18 protein-coding genes are annotated in these 17,762 nt (G+C 66.0%); 10 read left to right on the top strand and 8 right to left on the bottom strand.

The genetic code is table 11. The annotated features are described in order from the left end of the window. Positions 1-89: 89 nt before the first annotated feature. Positions 90-2,780: an aconitate hydratase AcnA gene (acnA, locus tag U8330_RS17900; RefSeq protein ID WP_323106595.1), complete on the bottom strand. Its 2,691-nt coding sequence runs from the start codon at positions 2,778-2,780 to the stop codon at positions 90-92. Between the two features lie 265 nt (positions 2,781-3,045). Between acnA and ccmA the strand changes: the two genes are divergently transcribed. The 5 genes from ccmA to U8330_RS17875 all read left to right on the top strand — a co-directional run bounded on the left by ccmA (position 3,046) and on the right by U8330_RS17875 (position 6,325). Continuing rightward, entirely contained in the window at positions 3,046-3,678 is a 633-nt protein-coding gene (gene ccmA / locus U8330_RS17895; RefSeq protein ID WP_416236875.1) for a heme ABC exporter ATP-binding protein CcmA, read from the top strand. Positions 3,679-4,045: 367 nt separating this feature from the next. Beyond that, positions 4,046-4,705 (top strand): heme exporter protein CcmB, encoded by a 660-nt coding sequence (gene ccmB, locus U8330_RS17890; RefSeq protein WP_323106594.1) that lies wholly within the window; start codon positions 4,046-4,048, stop codon positions 4,703-4,705. A 107-nt stretch (positions 4,706-4,812) separates the two neighbouring features. Next, positions 4,813-5,568, top strand: a complete 756-nt coding sequence (locus tag U8330_RS17885; RefSeq protein WP_323106593.1) for a heme ABC transporter permease — start codon at positions 4,813-4,815, stop codon at positions 5,566-5,568. Next, positions 5,565-5,729, top strand: a complete 165-nt coding sequence (ccmD, locus tag U8330_RS17880) for a heme exporter protein CcmD (protein ID WP_323106592.1) — start codon at positions 5,565-5,567, stop codon at positions 5,727-5,729. The genes U8330_RS17885 and ccmD overlap by 4 nt, the downstream gene beginning before the upstream one ends. After that, on the top strand, positions 5,726-6,325 hold the full coding sequence (locus U8330_RS17875; RefSeq protein ID WP_323106591.1) for a DsbE family thiol:disulfide interchange protein: 600 nt from the start codon (positions 5,726-5,728) through the stop codon (positions 6,323-6,325). Before ccmD ends, U8330_RS17875 begins: the two co-directional genes overlap by 4 nt. 13 nt (positions 6,326-6,338) lie before the next feature. Here the strand turns inward: U8330_RS17875 and U8330_RS17870 are convergent, their stop codons facing one another. From U8330_RS17870 to U8330_RS17845, 6 genes are all read right to left on the bottom strand, one after another. After that, complete coding sequence (locus U8330_RS17870) at positions 6,339-6,929, bottom strand: DUF2585 domain-containing protein (protein ID WP_323106590.1); 591 nt, start codon at positions 6,927-6,929, stop codon at positions 6,339-6,341. Continuing rightward, positions 6,926-7,567, bottom strand: a complete 642-nt coding sequence (locus U8330_RS17865; protein WP_323106589.1) for a septation protein A — start codon at positions 7,565-7,567, stop codon at positions 6,926-6,928. Before U8330_RS17865 ends, U8330_RS17870 begins: the two co-directional genes overlap by 4 nt. A 30-nt stretch (positions 7,568-7,597) precedes the next feature. Further along, positions 7,598-9,070 (bottom strand): signal recognition particle-docking protein FtsY, encoded by a 1,473-nt coding sequence (gene ftsY, locus U8330_RS17860; RefSeq protein ID WP_323106588.1) that lies wholly within the window; start codon positions 9,068-9,070, stop codon positions 7,598-7,600. Between the two features lie 33 nt (positions 9,071-9,103). Continuing rightward, positions 9,104-10,330 (bottom strand): tRNA (N(6)-L-threonylcarbamoyladenosine(37)-C(2))-methylthiotransferase MtaB, encoded by a 1,227-nt coding sequence (gene mtaB / locus U8330_RS17855; protein WP_416236937.1) that lies wholly within the window; start codon positions 10,328-10,330, stop codon positions 9,104-9,106. A gap of 56 nt (positions 10,331-10,386) precedes the next feature. Beyond that, positions 10,387-11,292, bottom strand: coding sequence for a diaminopimelate epimerase (gene dapF / locus U8330_RS17850; RefSeq protein WP_323106586.1), 906 nt, complete (start codon positions 11,290-11,292; stop codon positions 10,387-10,389). A 297-nt stretch (positions 11,293-11,589) separates the two neighbouring features. Then, complete coding sequence (locus U8330_RS17845) at positions 11,590-12,582, bottom strand: MBL fold metallo-hydrolase (protein WP_323107347.1); 993 nt, start codon at positions 12,580-12,582, stop codon at positions 11,590-11,592. Positions 12,583-13,013: 431 nt separating this feature from the next. Here U8330_RS17845 and ffh point away from each other — a divergent pair, with 431 nt between their 5' ends. The 5 genes from ffh (at position 13,014) to trmD (ending at position 16,965) form a co-directional block, all read left to right on the top strand. Further along, the gene (gene ffh, locus U8330_RS17840; protein ID WP_323106585.1) at positions 13,014-14,570 is read left to right on the top strand and encodes a signal recognition particle protein; all 1,557 of its coding nucleotides are present in this window, start codon (positions 13,014-13,016) and stop codon (positions 14,568-14,570) included. An 11-nt stretch (positions 14,571-14,581) separates the two neighbouring features. Further along, positions 14,582-14,884, top strand: coding sequence for a chorismate mutase (locus tag U8330_RS17835; RefSeq protein WP_323106584.1), 303 nt, complete (start codon positions 14,582-14,584; stop codon positions 14,882-14,884). A 66-nt stretch (positions 14,885-14,950) separates the two neighbouring features. After that, positions 14,951-15,313: a 30S ribosomal protein S16 gene (rpsP, locus tag U8330_RS17830; protein WP_323106582.1), complete on the top strand. Its 363-nt coding sequence runs from the start codon at positions 14,951-14,953 to the stop codon at positions 15,311-15,313. A 319-nt stretch (positions 15,314-15,632) separates the two neighbouring features. Continuing rightward, complete coding sequence (gene rimM / locus U8330_RS17825; RefSeq protein ID WP_323106581.1) at positions 15,633-16,244, top strand: ribosome maturation factor RimM; 612 nt, start codon at positions 15,633-15,635, stop codon at positions 16,242-16,244. Position 16,245: 1 nt separating this feature from the next. Then, positions 16,246-16,965 (top strand): tRNA (guanosine(37)-N1)-methyltransferase TrmD, encoded by a 720-nt coding sequence (trmD, locus tag U8330_RS17820; protein WP_323106580.1) that lies wholly within the window; start codon positions 16,246-16,248, stop codon positions 16,963-16,965. On the opposite strand, the gene U8330_RS17815 is transcribed toward trmD, so the two are convergent. Then, on the bottom strand, positions 16,947-17,693 hold the full coding sequence (locus U8330_RS17815) for a sulfite exporter TauE/SafE family protein (RefSeq protein WP_323106579.1): 747 nt from the start codon (positions 17,691-17,693) through the stop codon (positions 16,947-16,949). The genes trmD and U8330_RS17815 overlap by 19 nt on opposite strands. Between the last annotated feature and the right edge of the window lie 69 nt (positions 17,694-17,762).

Raw genomic sequence — 17,762 nt, 5'->3', positions numbered from 1 at the left:
ACCGCGATGACGGTTTCCTCACGTCTTCGTGGCACGAAAAAGGGGCCGGCAGCGCCTGGCTGCCGGCCCCTTCAGCTGTCTCAGTTTGTTCAGGCTGCGAGATCGCGCAGAACGGTCTGCAGAATGCCGCCATTGTTCATGTAGGTCACTTCGTCCAGCGTATCGATCCGGCAGATCAGCGGAACCTCCTTCACCGAGCCATCGGCATAGGTGATCTTGGCGATGCGCTTCTCACGCGGCTGGACATTGGACAGACCGTCGATGGTCACGGTCTCGTCGCCCTTCAGGTTCAGCGATTCCCAGGTCGTGCCTTCCTCGAAGACAAAGGGGGCGATGCCCATGCCGACGAGGTTGGAACGGTGGATGCGCTCGAAGGACTGCGCGACCACGGCCTTGACGCCGAGCAGGTTGGTGCCCTTGGCCGCCCAGTCGCGCGAGGAGCCGTTGCCGTATTCGACGCCGGCGAAGATGACGAGCGGCACGCCCTCGTCCTTGTACTTCATGGCCGCGTCGTAGATCGACATCTCTTCCTTGGACGGATAGTGGATCGTGTAGCCACCTTCCTTGCCGTTCGGGCCGAGCATGTGGTTGCGGATGCGGATATTGGCGAAGGTGCCCCGCATCATCACCTCATGATTGCCGCGCCGCGTGCCGTACTGGTTGAAGTCGGCCACGGCCACACCATGCCCGGTCAGATAGGCGCCGGCCGGCGAGGCGGCCTTGATCGAACCGGCCGGGGAAATGTGGTCGGTGGTGATCTTGTCGCCGAACAGGCCGAGGATGCGTGCACCCTTGATGTCGGAAATGCCCGAGCCGGTCTTGCCCATGCCCACGAAGTAAGGCGGGTTCTGCACATAGGTCGACCCATCGTCCCAGGCATAGGTCTGGCCTTCCGGAACCTGAACGGCCTGCCAGTTCTCGTCGCCCTTGAACACGTCGGCATATTTCGATGCGTAGAGTTCACGGGTCACGTACTTCATGATGAAGTCCTGGATCTCGTGCGCGCTCGGCCAGATGTCCTTGAGGTAGACCGGCTGGCCATCCGAGCCTTCGCCGATCGGCTCGCTCGTCAGGTCCTTCTGCACGGAGCCAGCCAGCGCATAGGCGACGACCAGCGGCGGAGAGGCCAGGTAGTTGGCCTGGACGTCCGGGGAGATACGGCCTTCGAAGTTGCGGTTGCCCGAGAGAACGCCGGCTGCGATCAGCCCCTTGTCGTTGATCGTCTTGGAAACCGGGGCCGGCAGCGGGCCAGAATTGCCGATGCAGGTGGTGCAGCCGAAGCCGACCAGGTTGAAGCCGAGTGCGTCGAGATCCGCCTGCAGGCCGGACTTCGAGAGGTATTCGCCGACAACCTGCGATCCGGGCGCGAGCGACGTCTTGACCCAGGGCTTGGTCTTCAGGCCCTTGGCGACCGCATTGCGGGCGAGAAGGCCGGCTGCGATCAGCACGCTCGGGTTGGAGGTGTTGGTGCAGGAGGTAATGGCGGCAATCGCGACGTCGCCATGGCCGAGATCGAACTCCGTGCCTTCGACCGGGTAGCGGTTTGAAAGCTGTCCGGGCTTCTTGTAGTCGCCTTCGAGTGCGGTAGCGAAGCCGGAGGCGATGTTTTCGAGCGCGATGCGGCCTTCAGGACGCTTCGGGCCGGCCATGGAGGGCACGACCGAACCGAGGTCGAGCTCCAGCGTGTCGGTGAAGACAAGGTCGGCGCCGTCGCCATCCCGCCACATGCCCTGCGCCTTGGAATAGGCTTCGACCAGCGCGATGCGATCTTCGTCGCGGCCGGACATGGTGAGGTAGTTGATCGTCTCGGCATCGACCGGGAAGAAGCCGCAGGTCGCGCCATATTCCGGACCCATATTGCCGATCGTCGCGCGGTCGGCGAGCGTCATGTTGTCGAGGCCGGGGCCGAAGAATTCGACGAACTTCGAAACCACGCCCTTCTTGCGCAGCATCTGCACGACGGTGAGCACGAGGTCGGTCGCAGTCACGCCTTCCTTGAGCTTGCCGGTCAGCTTGAAGCCGATCACTTCCGGCAGCAGCATGGAAACCGGCTGGCCAAGCATGGCGGCTTCCGCTTCGATGCCGCCCACGCCCCAGCCGAGCACGCCGAGACCGTTGATCATGGTCGTGTGGCTGTCGGTGCCGACGCAGGTATCGGGGTAGGCGGTCACTTCGCCGTCTTCCTCGCGCGTCCAGACCGTCTGGCCCAGATATTCGAGGTTCACCTGGTGACAGATACCGGTGCCGGGCGGCACGACGCGGAAGTTCTTGAACGCCTGCTGGCCCCACTTCAGGAAGCGGTAGCGCTCGCCATTGCGCTCATATTCGAGCTCGACATTGCGGGCAAATGCGTTGGGCGAGCCGAACTCGTCGACGATGACCGAATGGTCGATGACGAGATCGACGGGCACCAGCGGGTTGATCTTCTCGGGATCGCCGCCGAGCGCCTTGATGCCGTCACGCATGGCGGCCAGATCCACCACGGCCGGAACACCGGTGAAGTCCTGCATCAGCACACGCGCCGGGCGGTAGGCGATCTCGTTTTCCGCGGTGCCCTTGTCGGAGAGCCAGGCCGCCACATTCTCGATATCCGCCTTGGTGACCGAGCGGCCATCTTCGTTGCGCAGCAGATTCTCGAGCAGAACCTTCATCGAATAGGGCAGCTTCGAAACGCCGGCGAGACCGTTCGCCTCGGCCTTCGGAAGGCTGTAATAGACATAGTCTTTGCCCCCGACGTTGAGCGTCGAGCGACAATTGAAGCTGTCTAGGGATTTGGACACTGGAGACCCCGTTCCGTCTGAGCGCCAAAACTGACGTACGAACGCCCGAGCACTTTGGATAAAGCGCAGTATGGGATGCGGGTACGGCCATTTCCGCTGTCCGCACGCGGAAGAAATCTTCCAGGTTCGGCGCAAGGATAACAATCACGCCGACCGCTGGCGTGTTGGCGGGGTTATAGATAATTTCCACAAAACGTGCCAGATCGTTCTCCCTCAATTCGGGACATTTTTTTCGAATGAGACCAACGTCGTAAAGGGATCCTGAATGACCATCCGCCTCGTCGTCGAGGGCCTTGGCGCACGGCGCGGGGAGGCGCTGATCTTCCGGAATCTCCGCTTTTCGCTTGGGCCCGGCGAGGCTTTGCTCGTCACCGGACGCAATGGCAGCGGCAAGTCGACCCTGCTCAGGGTGCTGGCGGGCCTGCTGCCGGCGGAGGAGGGGCGGGTCAGGCTCGATGGCGCTGCGGACCCGGACGCCCGGGTCGGCGAATCATGCCACTATCTCGGCCATCGCAACGCCATGAAGCGCGATCTGACGGTCGAGGAGAATTTGCGCTTCTGGGCGGCTTTTACCGGCAAGGGGGAGAGCCTGGTCGTGGAGGCAGCGCTTGCGGCTGTGGGGCTGGAGGCGATCGGCCATCTGCCCTTCGGCTATCTCTCCGCCGGCCAGCAGCGGCGCATCGCGATCGCGCGGCTGCTCGTCTCCCATCGTCCTATCTGGCTGATCGACGAGCCGACGGCCGCCCTCGACGAGGCCTCCGAGCGGATGGTGGAGCGCCTGATCGCCACTCACCGCGCCGCAGGCGGCCTCGCCATCGCCGCCACCCACCAGCCTTTGGATGTTCCGGGCGCTACGAGGCTGGAAATGCTGGGCTTTCCGGCGGAGGAAGAGGCATGAGCGACCCCTGCATCTGGAGCAACCAAGACACCCTCTGGCCTGCCGGCCATCTCCCCCACAAGGGGGGAGAGACCAAGAGGCACCGCCTCGCTTCCCCTCACTCTGCCGAGCGCGCAGCACCGCGCGCCCGAACTCCGCATCCCCGCACCGAATTTGATCCACCTCACGGCGTGAGAGAACCGAGCGGCCGGCCCCACGGTTTCTCCCCCCTTGTGGGGGAGATGGCCGGCAGGCCAGAGGGGGTCTCTGCCGCCTCCCTCGGCAGGCCAGAAGGGGTCTTGGTGCGGCATGGGCAAGGTCTTCTCGGCAGAGCCCAACGCAGCGCCGTGATAGGCAGGTACCTTAGGCTGTTCGGGAGCAATCCCTGATGCTCGCTCTTTTCCTGCGCGACCTGAAGCTTGCCACCCGGGCGGGGGGTGGGGCTCTGGCGGGGCTCTTGTTCTTCACCGCCGTCATCGCCGTCATTCCCTTCGGGCTCGGTCCGGACCTGAAGCTGCTTGCCCGCATCGGTCCGGCCATGCTCTGGATCGGGGCCTTGCTTGCCAGCCTGCTCGGCCTCGACCGCCTGTTCCAGGCCGAGCGCGAGGACGGTGCGCTGGATGTGATGGCCATGCAGGAGACGCCGCTGGTGCTGGTGGTTCTGGTCAAATGCGCGGCGCATTGGGCGGCGACCGGGCTGCCGCTGGCGCTTCTCGCCCCGCTGCTCGGCCTGTTCCTGAACATGGAGCCGGTGGCGATCGGCGCGACGATGCTGACGCTCCTTGCCGGCACGCCGGCGATCACGCTCATCGGGGCCATGGGGGCGGCAGTGGCCGTGGCGCTGCCGCGCGGCGGGTTGCTCGTTTCCATTCTCGTGCTGCCTCTGGTCATTCCGGTGCTGATCTTCGGGGTCGGCGCGGCGCTTGCGGCGGTGGAAGAGCCGGCGCCCTTCCTGCCGCCCTTCCTCATTCTCGTTGCGCTCACCCTGTTCTTCGCCGTCATCGGGCCATTGTCCGCTGCCGCCGCTCTCAGAGCCCAGGCAGACTAGTCCGGGCGAATGCCTGAGTGCAGCGGACAGATGCGGTGCCCGCCAATGACGGGAAGGTGAGGCTTGCGTAGAATTGAAGCGGCGGCGGAGTGTGCTAGAAGATCGACATGAGCGACGACAGTCTCACCTTCCGCCGATTCAGCGACCTCGCCAATCCCACCCGGTTTCTGGCGCTGTCGGCGCGTCTCGTGCCCTGGATGGCCGGCGTGACCGCGCTGCTCTTCGCCGTGGCTCTGCCCTTCTGTTTTTTGAGCGAGGGCGATTACCAGCAGGGCGAGACCGTGCGGATCATGTATGTGCATGTGCCTGCGGCCTGGCTGTCGATGATGGGCTATACGGTGATGGCGGTTTCGGCGCTGGGCACGCTTGTCTGGCGCCATCCGCTGGCCGATGTCGCGGCCCGCGCAGCAGCCCCCATCGGGGCGGCCTTTACCGCGCTGGCGCTCGTCACCGGTTCGCTCTGGGGCAAGCCGATGTGGGGCACCTGGTGGGTCTGGGATGCACGGCTCACCTCCGTCTTTATCCTGTTCCTGATGTATCTCGGCCTGATCGCGCTCAACCGCGCGCTTGACGATCCGAACCGTGCGGCGAAAGTGTCGGCGGTGCTGATCCTCGTCGGCTTCGTCAATATCCCGATCATCAAGTTCTCGGTCGACTGGTGGAACACGCTGCACCAGCCGGCAAGCGTCCTGCGCATGGGCGGCACGGCGATCGATGCGGAGTTCCTGCGCCCGCTGCTCCTGATGGCTGCGGCCTTCACCTGTCTGTTCTTCACCCTGCATCTCGTGGCCATGCGCAATGAAATCCTGCGGCGGCGGGTGGCGAGCCTGCGCCGACAGGCCGCGCGCGGAGTGTCGGCATGACGGCGCATCTCGTTTATGTCGCGCTAAGCTACGGCGCAGCGCTCATCATCGTCATCGGGTTGATTGCCTGGGTAACGCTTGACGGCCGCGCCCGGCGGCGCGAGCTTGCGGCGCTGGAGGCGGCCGGCATCCGCCGCCGCTCGTCCGGAGCAAAGCCGTGACCAGCGCGCCATCGCCGCAAACGGAGCCTCGCTCCGGCCCGCTCCGTGTGCTTCTGGCCGTCCTGCCGCTGGCGATCTTCGGCGGACTGGCGGTCCTCTTCTGGAGCCAGCTCGACTCCGGCCGCGATGCGAGCGAAATCCCCTCGGCCCTCATCGGCACAAAGGCGCCCGCTTTGTCCATGCCGCCGCTCGAGGGGGCGACCATGAACGGCGCTCCGCTTCCGGCCCTCACCGATGCGGCGATCAAGGGCCGGCTGACGCTGGTCAATGTCTGGGCTTCCTGGTGCATCCCCTGCCGGGAGGAAAACCCGATGATCCTCGCACTTGCCAAGGACCCGCGGCTGACGGTGGTCGGCATCAACTACAAGGACAAGACCGAGAATGCGCTGACTTTCCTGCGCGATCTCGGCAATCCCTTCCAGGCCGTCGGCGTCGATCCTCAGGGCCGGGCCGCGATCGACTGGGGCGTCTATGGCATCCCCGAATCCTACCTCGTCGGCCCCGACGGCACGATCCTCTACAAACGCGTCGGCCCCTTCGACGAAAAAAGCCTGCGCGAGGGCCTGATGCCGGCGATCGAGAAGGCGGCGGGCTGAGGCGGCCGGTGCCTTACAGCGCGCCCTGCCAGGCCTTGATCGCCTCGCTCGGCCAGACCAGCATCAGCACATTGAGCGTGAGATTGTCGCGGATCAGCCAGCCGGTGAGAAGCTCGAAGACAATTGCGATAACAACGGTGAGCCAGACGGGCAGGCGGGCGGCGGCGAGGAAGCCGAGGGCCATGAAGATCGTGTCCATGGTCGAATTCAGCACGCTGTCGCCGACATAGTTGAGCGAGATGGTGGCGGCGCGGTAGCGCTCGATGATCAGTGGCGAATTTTCCAGAAGCTCCCATGCCGCCTCGATCAGGGTGGCGAGCAGCAGCCGCGGGCCGATCGGCCGGCCGGGCAGAACAAGCCGGGCGAGGCCGTAGAAGAGGAAGCCGTGAATGATGTGAGAGGGGGTGTACCAGTCGGCGAGATGCTGGGAATTGCCGGGGCTGTTGACGAGCGGCTCGAAGAGCTTGACCGTGCCGCAGGTGCAGATCGGCACGCGGCCCATCATCAGCTCGACCGCGGCCTGGACGATCAGCACGCCGAGGCAGGCGGCGGCAAACCACAGCGTGCGGCGCGAGACGCCGGGTTCGCTGACCGGAATGGTCATGCCTTGCCGTCCTCGGAGGCCTTGTCCTCGACGGCATGGCGCATGATCAACGGCATCTGGGCCATGGTGAAGATCAGCGTGATCGGCATGGTGCCCCAGACCTTGAAAGCCACCCAGAAATCATCGGAGAAATTGCGCCAGACCACCTCGTTCATCACGGCCAGGAACAGGAAGAACAGGCCCCAGCGGAAGGTGAGCTTGCGCCAGCCTTCCTCGTCCAGCCGAAAGGCGGCGTTGAAGACGGTGCCGAGCAGCGCCTTGCCGAACAGAAGCCCGACCAAAAGCGTGACGCCGAACAGCGTGTTGACGATGGTCGGCTTCATCTTGATGAAGGTCTCGTTCTGCAGCCAGATCGACAGGCCGCCGAAGATCAGCACGACGATGCCCGAGACGAAGGGCATGACCGGCAAATGGCCGAGAACGAGTTTCGAGATGATCAGCGACAGGACGGTGGCCACCATGAAGATGCCGGTGGCGACCAGGATCGGCCCGCCGAGCGCGCCGAGCGCCGGAAAGGTCTCGATCAGCCAGGCGCCGCGCAGGTTGGCGAAGAAGAAGACGAGCAGCGGCCCGAGCTCCAGCGCCGTCTTCAGCGCGGGGTGGTGGCGGTCTGCAGGGCTGGGCGTGGTGGAGGACATGGGCTTCTTCATCTTCGTCAAAGGGCAGGCTCAGCGCTCGTCGAGCGCGACGCCGGCAATGGCACTGGCAAAATCGCGCGCGTCGAAGGGTTCGAGATCGTCCACCCCTTCGCCGACGCCGATGAAATAGACCGGCAGCTTGTGCTTGGCAGAGATCGCCACCAGGATGCCGCCGCGGGCCGTGCCGTCGAGCTTGGTCATCACCAGCCCGTTGACGCCGGCGACATTGCGGAAGATCTCCACCTGGTTGAGCGCATTCTGGCCGGTGGTGGCGTCGAGCGTCTGAAGCACGGTGTGCGGCGCATCCGGGTCGAGCTTGCCGAGCACGCGGACGATCTTTTCAAGCTCCGCCATCAGCTCCGTGCGGTTCTGCAGCCGGCCGGCGGTATCGATGATCAGCACGTCGCTGCCCTTGAGCCGCGCCTGTTCGAAGGCCTCATAGGCAAGACCCGCCGCATCGGCGCCGAGCTTGGAGGAGACGATGTCCGAGCCGGTGCGCTCGGCCCAGATCTTCAGCTGCTCGATCGCCGCGGCGCGGAAGGTGTCGCCGGCGGCGAGCATCACCTTCAGCCCGGCGCCGGAGAGCTTGGCCGCAAGCTTGCCGATCGTCGTCGTCTTGCCCGTGCCGTTGACGCCGACGACGAGGATGACATGCGGCTTGTGGTTGAGATCGAGCTGCAGCGGCTTGGCGACCGGGGTCAGCACCTTGGCGATTTCGCCGGCCATGATCCGTGCCACGTCCTCGCCGCTCACATCCTTGCCATAGCGCTCGGAGGCCAGCGTATCGGTGACACGCAGCGCGGTTTCGACGCCCAGATCAGCCTGGATCAGCAGATCCTCCAGCTCCTCCAGCGTCTGGTCGTCGAGCTTGCGCTTGGTGAAGAGCGCGGAAATCTGTCCGGTCAGCTGCGAGGAGGTGCGGGCCAGGCCTTCGCGCAGACGCTGGAACCAGCTGCGCTTCGGCTCGGCAACCGCGATGGGGGCGGTCGTCTCCTCCGTCTGTCCCAGCACGAAACCACGCGGCAGGCTTGCGGGGCGCGAAGGGTCGGTCGCGGCGGGTGCAGGCGCGTCCGGGTCGGCTGTCGATGCCGGGGCGGTTGCCGGCTCGGCATCCGCTTCCGCTTCGAGCAGCGAGAGCGGCACGATGCCGAGCTCGCCGATCGCCTCGGCTGCCGGCAGAGGCAGGGCGCTCTCGTCCTCGGCCTCCGGTGCGTCGTCGTCGGGGGACGGCCCGCCGGCGGTGTCCATTTCCTCCGGCAGAACCGGATCGGGCGCAAGCGGAAGCGCGCCGGCCTTCGGCCGCTCGCCAGCCTCGGCGACAGGGGCTTGCGGAACGACCTCCGGCGCGGCCGGATCGGGGCGACTCTGATCTCGTACCGCCGGCTCCGGCGCAGCAGACTCTGGCGCAAGGGGGGCGTGCGTCTCGGCACTCTCCCGCGCCGTCTCATCGGCTTCGGGCACCTTGTCGAAGGTGAAGACCCGTTTGAGGAAATCGAAGGCCATTCTCACATCCTGACGCTTGGCAGACCGGTCATCTCAGGCGGCTTTCGCGCCCGCTCCCGCGCCCATGGCGTCGAGGGTCAGGCTGCGGCCGTCCTGGCCGGTGATCGTGACGGTCACGAGGCTGCGGGGCTCGAGCCCCGGCACCGCCACGCGGGTGAAGTTTTCGGTATGGGCGAAGCCGTTCTGTTCGACGAGCAGGCGCTGGCGCGTGCCGACCATGCGGGCGAGATGCGCGGCTGAAAGCGCGCTGCCCACGGCGCGCAGCCGCCGGGCGCGCTCCTTGATCACGCCGCGATCGAGCTGCGGCATGCGCGCAGCCGGCGTGTTCGGGCGCGGGCTGTAGGGAAAGACATGCAGGGCTTCGATCCCGGCTTCCTCCGCCAGCGTCATCGAGCGGCAAAACATCTCTTCGGTCTCTGTGGGGAAGCCGGCAATGAGATCGGCACCGAAGGCCATGCCCGGGCGTAAGGCGCGGGCGGCGGCTACGAAGGTCAACGCCTCGGCGCGGCTGTGGCGCCGCTTCATCCGCTTGAGGATCAGATCGTCGCCATGCTGCAGCGACAGATGCAGGTGCGGCATGAAGCGCGGCTCGTCGGCGATGAGATCGAGGAGATGCCGGTCGGCCTCGATGCCGTCGATCGAGGAGAGCCGCAGCCGCGCCACCTCGGGGACCTGCTTGAGGAGCGTCTTGGCGAGCAGGCCGAGGCTCGGGCTACCCGGCAGGTCGGCGCCATAGCTGGTTGCGTCCACGCCCGTCAGCACGATCTCGCGATAGCCGCTCTCCACCAGCCGCCGCGCCTGGTCGACCACGGCGCCCATCGGCACCGAGCGCGAATTGCCGCGGCCATAGGGGATGATGCAGAAGGTGCAGCGATGGTCGCAGCCGTTCTGCACCTGGATGAACGCGCGGACATGGCCCTCGATCATGTCGACCATCTGCGGCGCGGTCAGCCGCACGCTCATGATGTCGTTGACCTTCAGCTTTTCTTCCTGCGAAACGCCGAAATCCGGCAGGCTGCGATAGGCCTCGGGCGTCAGCTTCTCCTCATTGCCGAGAACCGCATCCACCTCCGGCATGGCGGCAAAGCGCCCGCCCTCGGTCTGCGCCGCGCAGCCGGTGACGATGATGCGCGCCTCCGGCCGCTCCCGCTTCAGGCGGCGGATCGTCTGGCGCGCCTGGCGCACAGCTTCGCCGGTCACCGCACAGGTGTTGACCAGCACGGCACCCTCCAGCCCTGCTTCCGTCGCCGCGCGGCGCATGATCTCGGACTCGTAGGTATTGAGCCGGCAACCGAAGGTGACGATCTCGGGCGCGCTCACAGGCTCTTCGCCTCCGGCGCGTCATCGCGGGTATAGGCGCCGGTGGCCGGATCGAGCCGGCCGGACCATTCCCATTCGGCCGGGCCGGTCATGACCACATGGTCGTCGCGTTCGCGCCAGTCGATCGACAGGATGCCGGGCGGCGTGGCGCTGGCGACGCGGATCTCGACCCTGCGGCCGGTGCGGCCGGTGCGGGCCGCGGAGACGGCGGCCGCGCAGGCGGCCGAGCCGCAGGCAAGCGTCAGCCCGGCGCCGCGCTCCCAGGTGCGGGTGGTGAGCGAACTCGGCGAGGTCACCTCTGCAAGCGTGATATTGGCGCGCTCGGGAAAGATCGGGTGATTTTCGAGCAGCGGGCCAAAGCGGGCGAGGTCATAGGACATCACATCCTGGTTGACCCAGAAGATCGCATGCGGATTGCCCATGGAGACGACCGAGGGCGAATGCAGCACCGGCGCGTCGATCGGCCCGATCTGCAGCTCGATCCGGCTGGTGTCGTGAAAGTCTTCGGCAAGCGGGATCCGGTTCCATTCGAAGACCGGCTTGCCCATGTCGACCGAGATCGTGCCGTCGCCATGCTCTTCGGCGTTCAGAATGCCGGCCACCGTCTGAAAGGTGAAGCGGCGGCGGCCGGTCTCGGCGGCCAGCGCCTGCACCACGCAGCGCGTGCCGTTGCCGCAGGCCTGCGCCTTGGTGCCATCGCAGTTCAGGATGTCGATATAGGCATCGGTGCCGTCGAGTTTCGGATCATGGATGGCCATGATCTGGTCGAAGGCGGTGTGCGGATCGGCGGCCAGCGCAATGGCCGCGGCCGGCGTCACGGGATCGCGCCGGCCGCGCATGTCGACGACCAGGATCTTGTTGCCAAGCCCGTTCATCTTCGCAAATTCGACCGTTCCGTCCATTCCGACCCGTCGTCCCCTGTCGCCTTCGCGCCCTTGCGGCGCGTGCGGGCTATATGGCGGAAATATGGTCGAATTACCAGTAGCGTCCGGCCGGCGCCAACGCTGCGCCCTTTGGGTCAGCGCGCCACGCGAAGTGCCTTCGGCGACACGCCGAAGTCCTCGCGGAAGCGGCGGGCGAAAGGGGGGCACGAGGCAATGGACAGGATTGCCAGGAAGCTGAAGGCCACACTGGTTATCCAGCATCACCCGGACGGTAGTGCGCGCCTGCCGGATTTCCCGGCCAACGCAAGGTAGGCCTCAAGCCACTGGCACGTCGAAGATCTCGCCCGCCCGCAGCGCCGGAAAGCGTTCGGGCGGGATCGCCTTTGCGGCAAGCGCGACGGCCAGCGCCTGCTCCGGCGCGTCGATCGCCTCATCGGTCAGCTGGAAGGTCGCGAAGTGATGGCCAACAGCGTGCGCCGCTTTGCATAGCGCCATGCCCTCCACGGCGTCGGCCGGGTTCTGGTGCTGCCCTTCCATGAACCAGCGCGGCTCGTAGGCGCCGATGGGCAGGATGGCGAGGCGGAAGCCGCCATGTTTCTCCGCCGCTGCCCGGTAGTTGATGCCCTGGTGGAAGCCGGTATCGCCGATATGGTAGATGCGTCCCGCCTTGGTCTCGATCACGAAGGCGGCCCAGAGCGCCATGCGCCGGTCGCCCGTGCCGCGCGCCGACCAATGGTGCGCGGGCTCGCAGTGAAGGAGGGCGCCGGCCAGCTCCGCCTTGTCGCCCCAGTCCATCACCGTGACTGCCGCACCGGGCGCGGCATCGCGGATGAACCCGTCATTGCCGAGCGGCGTCACGAACCGGGGCCGGTGGGCGGCCTGCAGGCGGCCGAGCGTGTCGGTGTCGAGATGGTCGTAATGATTGTGGGTGACGAGGACGATATGGATCGGCGGCAGATCCTCGAAGGCGATGCCGGGTGCCGCGACGCGCTTCGGTCCCGCGAAAGAAACCGGGCTCGCCCGCTCCGACCAGACCGGGTCGGTCAGGATGTTCAGGCCGTCGACCTGGATCAGCAGCGTCGCATGGCCGACCATCGTCACCCGCAGCGCATCGCCAGACACGGTGCGGGCCGGCTTGGCCGGCGGCACGCGCGGCGCGACCTGCTTCGGCCAGCGTGCCTTGCCGCCGCCGAACTGCCAGCGCAGGAGATCGAAAAAGCCGCGCGGCTCGATGCCGTTCGGATTGAAGAAGCGCGTGCCGTCGAAATGGTCGGAGACCGGCCCCTGGTAATATCGGTTGCCCGCCATGCTGCTCCTCGCCGTCACGCCGCCGCCGAGCGCAGCAAGCGCGCCCACCAGCGACCATTTGAGAAAACGTCTGCGCTTCATCGTGAAAGACCGATCCGGCTGCCGGGATGCAGCCGGCTGACTAAGCACGCAGGCGCCCGCCTGTTCAAGACACATCCGCGTCACGCACACCCAGCCCGGGCGGCCGGTGCAGGCCCGCGACCCCCGCCGAGCTTGACTTTCCGGCCCCGATCCTGTTTAAGCCCGCCCATCTGCGACGAGAACGACATGCTCGAGCCGCCGACCGGGACCCGCACAGGTGTAAAGAGAGCCCGGAGGTCAACATCCGACAGCGCGATGCGCCCTCGGGTGGGTTCATGCGTTGCGCCTTGCATTCGTCCCCATCGCACCCACGTTTCGGGCACGCCGCCGGAAACGAGAAGGAAGAGCCGATGTTTGAAAACCTCCAGGACCGCCTTGGGTCGATCCTCAACGGATTGACCGGCCGCGGCGCGCTGTCGGAAGCCGATGTTTCGGCGGCGCTGCGCGAGGTGCGCCGTGCGCTGCTGGAAGCCGACGTGGCACTGGAAGTGGTGCGCGGCTTCACCGATCGCGTGCGCGAAAAGGCGGTCGGCGCGGAAGTCTTGAAATCGATCAAGCCCGGGCAGATGGTCGTCAAGATCGTCCATGACGAGCTGGTCGAGATGCTGGGCGCCACCGGCGTTTCCATCGATCTCAATGCGCCTGCCCCGGTCGTCATCATGATGGTCGGCCTGCAGGGCTCGGGCAAGACGACCACCACCGGCAAGATCGCCAACCGGCTGACGACGCGCGAGAAGAAAAAGGTCCTGATGGCCTCGCTCGACACGCGCCGCCCGGCCGCGCAGGAGCAGCTGCGCCAGCTCGGCGCCCAGACCGGCGTCGACACGCTGCCGATCATCGCCGGCCAGTCGCCGACCGATATCGCCGCGCGCGCCGTGCAGGCCGCCCGCCTCGGCGGCCATGATGTCGTCATCCTCGACACTGCCGGCCGCACCCATATCGACGAGCCGCTGATGCTCGAGATGGCGGAAATCAAGCGGAAGTCCAATCCGCATGAAATCCTGCTCGTCGCCGATGCGCTGACCGGCCAGGACGCCGTCAATCTCGCCCGCAATTTCGATGAGCGCGTCGGCATCACCGGCCTGGTGCTGACCCGCATGGACGGCGATGGCCGTGGCGGTGCCGCGCTGTCCATGCGCGCCGTCACCGGCAAGCCGATCAAGCTGATCGGCGTCGGCGAAAAAATGTCGGAGCTCGACGAGTTCCACCCGCGCCGCGTGGCCGACCGCATCCTCGGCATGGGCGACATCGTCAGCCTGGTCGAGAAGGCCGCCGAGAACATCGACGCGGAAAAGGCGGCGGCCATGGCCGCCAAGATGAAATCGGGCAAGTTCGACCTGAACGACCTCGCCGACCAGCTGAAGCAGATGCAGAAGATGGGCGGCATGGGCGGCATCATGGGTCTGATGCCCGGAATGGCCGGCATGAAGGACAAGCTGGCGGCTGCCGGCATGGACGACCGCATGTTCAAGCGCCAGCTCGCCATCATCTCCTCGATGACCAAGGCCGAGCGCGCCAATCCTGACCTGCTCAAGCACTCCCGCAAGAAGCGCATCGCGTCCGGCTCCGGCACCGATGCCTCTGAGATCAACAAGCTGCTCAAGATGCACCGCCAGATGGCCGACATGATGAAGGCCATGGGCGGCAAGAAGGGCGGCGGCATGATGAAGCAGATGATGGGCGGCCTTGCCGGCAAGATGGGGCTTGGTGGCATGGGCGGTATGGGCGGCATGCCGGACCTTTCGAAGATGGATCCGAAGGAGCTGGAAGCCCTGGCGCGTCAGGCGGAAGCCGCCGGTCTCGGCAAGGGCCTTCCGGGCGGCATGGGCGGTCTGCCGGGTCTTGGCGGAAAGCTGCCCGGCCTTGGCGGCCTGCCGGGTCTCCCCGGCCTGCCGAAGAAGAAGTGAGGGCGCACGACGTGATCGATCCCACCGTCAGGCAAGAGCTGTCCGGCTATCGCCAGTCGATCGACAATATCGATGCGGCCCTCGTCCATATGCTGGCCGAACGCTTCCGCTGCACCAAGGCGGTCGGCGTTCTGAAAGCCAGGCACGAGCTGCCCCCGGCCGATCCCGCCCGGGAAGAATATCAGATCGACCGCCTGCGCCGCCTGGCGAAGGACGCCAATCTGGATCCGGATTTCGCCGAGAAGTTCCTGAACTTCATCATCAAGGAAGTCATCCGGCACCACGAAGACATCGCCGCCGATCTGAAAGATTGACGGTTCAACGACTTGAAACTCAGGCCGCATTCGCGCGGCACGCCAAGCATTCAAAGGAGTTATGACATGGCACTGAAAATTCGTCTCGCCCGCGGCGGTTCCAAGAAGCGCCCCTTCTACCAGATCGTCATCGCCGACGCCCGCTCGCCGCGCGACGGCCGCTTCCTGGAAAAGGTCGGTTCCTGGAACCCGATGCTGCCGAAGGACGATGCCAAGCGCGTCGAGCTCAACAATGAGCGGATCCAGCATTGGATCGCCAACGGCGCCCTGCCGACCGACCGCGTCCTGCGCTTCCTGAACGAAGCCGGCATCGCTCAGCGCGAAGCCCGCAGCAACCCGAACAAGGGCAAGCCGGGCAAGAAGGCCCAGGAACGCGCCGCCGAAGCCCGCCAGAAGGCCGAAGACGCCGCTGCCGCTGCTGCGGAATAAGGCTGCGCTTGACTGGATGGGAAATCCTGTCTCATTCAGAGACCTATCCGTAGGCCTATAGGCGGGCCTTATGCAGCCCTCGCATTCGTGCGAGGGCTGTTTCTTTATCGGTCCGGCCAAGGACAACGGGCTCATCGACAGCGAATGTCGCAAAATCCGCGAACCGGAATTCCGTTGACCCCCTATCTTGATATCAGGCAATAGAGACAGCATACCCGCGGGGAACAGTTTAGGATCGGCGGGCTCCAGAGCCTTCTGATCGAGTCCGCTGCTTATTGCCTCGCGCCCGAACTTCTCTGGCATACGGATATCAAGCGCCATGTCGGCTGGCCCACTTCATCTTAAGAATCCCGTCCTTATGGGCACCATCGGTGCGGCGCAGGGTTTGCGTGGCGAGGTGCGTGTGAAGAGTTTCGCCGCCGAGCCTGAGGCGATCGGCGATTATGGCCATCTCTACGGCGCCGATGGGCGCGTCTTCGAGGTGCTGGAGGTCAGGACATCGAAGACGGTGGTGATCGTTCGGTTTCGCGGCATCAATGACCGCACGGCGGCCGAGGCTCTCAACGGGCTCGACCTGTTCATCGAGCGGGAGAACCTGCCGGATGACGATCTCGACGAGGACGAATTCTTCTATGCCGATCTCGAGGGGCTGGAAGCGCGCGACACCGAGGGCAAGAGCTATGGCACGGTGACCGGCGTCTTCGATTTCGGCGCCGGCGACCTCCTGGAACTCAAAGGGCCGGGCCGCCGGCCGGTGTTGATTCCCTTCACCGAATGGTCGGTGCTGGAGATCGACCTTGAAGGCGGCACCCTGCTCGTCGATCCGCTGGCGGCCGGCCTGGTGGAAGACAAGGACGAGAACCCTTTCAGTGCGAACGGGACCGGAAAGGCTGGCAAGCCCGGCAAGCGGCCGAAGCCGGATCAGGCCTGACATGGCGGACCATCCTGCCGGCACTGCGGCGTTCCGCGCCACGGTGCTGACCCTTTACCCCGATATGTTTCCCGGCCATCTCGGCCATTCCCTGGCCGGCAAGGCGCTGGCGCGGGGTGATTTTGCGCTCGACGCGGTGCAGATCCGCGAATTTGCCGAGGACCGGCATCGCACGGTCGACGACACGCCGGCGGGCGGCGGCGCGGGCATGGTGCTGCGGCCCGACGTGCTGGCCCGGGCAATCGACCATGTGGCGCTGGACGACGGGCGGCCGCGCCTGCTGATGAGCCCCCGCGGGCGGCCGCTGACCCAGGCGCGCGTGCGCAGCCTGGCCGAGGGGCCCGGCGTCGTCATCGTCTGCGGACGTTTCGAAGGGGTGGACCAAAGGGTGATCGAGGCGCGGGCGCTGGAGGAGGTGTCGATCGGCGATTACATCCTCTCCGGCGGCGAGCCGGCAGCCCTGACCCTGCTCGATGCGGTCGTTCGCATCCTGCCCGGTGTCATGGGCAATGCTCTGTCGGGCGTTCACGAAAGCTTCGAGGGCGGCCTGCTCGAACATCCGCATTATACCCGCCCGCAGATCTTCGAAGGCCGTGAGATTCCGGCTGTCCTCACCTCCGGCCATCATGGCGCCATCGAGGCCTGGCGGCGCGCGGAGGCCGAACGGCTAACGGCCGAGCGGCGCCCCGACCTGCTGTCGTCTCAGCCGGTGACGAAGTAATAGAAAGCGAGCAACAGGCCGACCGAGATGACGAAGGCGCGGATGATGACGGATGGCACGCGCCGCGCCAGCCAGACGCCGCTATAGCCGCCGAGTGCCCCGCCCGGAATCATCACCGCGGCTTCCGCCCAGCCGACGACGCCGCCTAGAGAAAAGACCAGGATGGCGACGAGCGCGATCACCACGGCAAGCAGGTTCTTGATGGCGTTCATGCGGTGGTAGCCGCCGCCGAGCGTGAGACCCAGCACGGCAAGCATCATGATGCCCATGCCGGCGCCGAAGAAGCCGCCATAGATCGCCACGACGAATTGGGCCGCCAGGCCGGACGCCGTGAGAGGGGCATCCACCGCCTGCGCCTTCGGCTTCAGCAGGGGGCCGGCGGCAAACAGCGCCGTCGCCCCCAGCAGCAGCCAGGGCACCATCGCGCGGAAGGATGGGTTGGAAAGAGAGAGGAGCGTCAGCGCGCCGAGAAGCCCGCCGACGAGCGAAAGCAGGCCGAGCCGGCGCGCAATGGTCGTCTCCGCTTTCAACTCCCGCCGGTAGGCGAGCGCCGAGGTCACATAGCCTGGAAACTGAACGATCGAGGAGGTGGCATTGGCCACGATCGGCGGAAGGCCGGCGAGCGTCATGGCGCCGAAGGTGAGAAAGGTGCCGCCACCTGCCACCGCGTTCACCGCGCTCGACAGGAAGCCTGCGAAAAACAGAAGGATCGCCGTCGTGATGGTCATTGTCGAAAGGATCCTCTCCAGCCCCGCCTGCTGCCGTGGTACCTGCGAATGGCGGAAAGGCAAGAGAAA

It is taken from the genome of Rhizobium sp. CC-YZS058 (genome assembly GCF_034720595.1).
In the GTDB taxonomy this organism is placed as follows: Bacteria; Pseudomonadota; Alphaproteobacteria; order Rhizobiales; family Rhizobiaceae; genus Ferranicluibacter.
The sequence above is the reverse complement of the archived record's forward strand: the minus strand, read 5'-3'. Positions and strand labels throughout refer to the sequence as shown.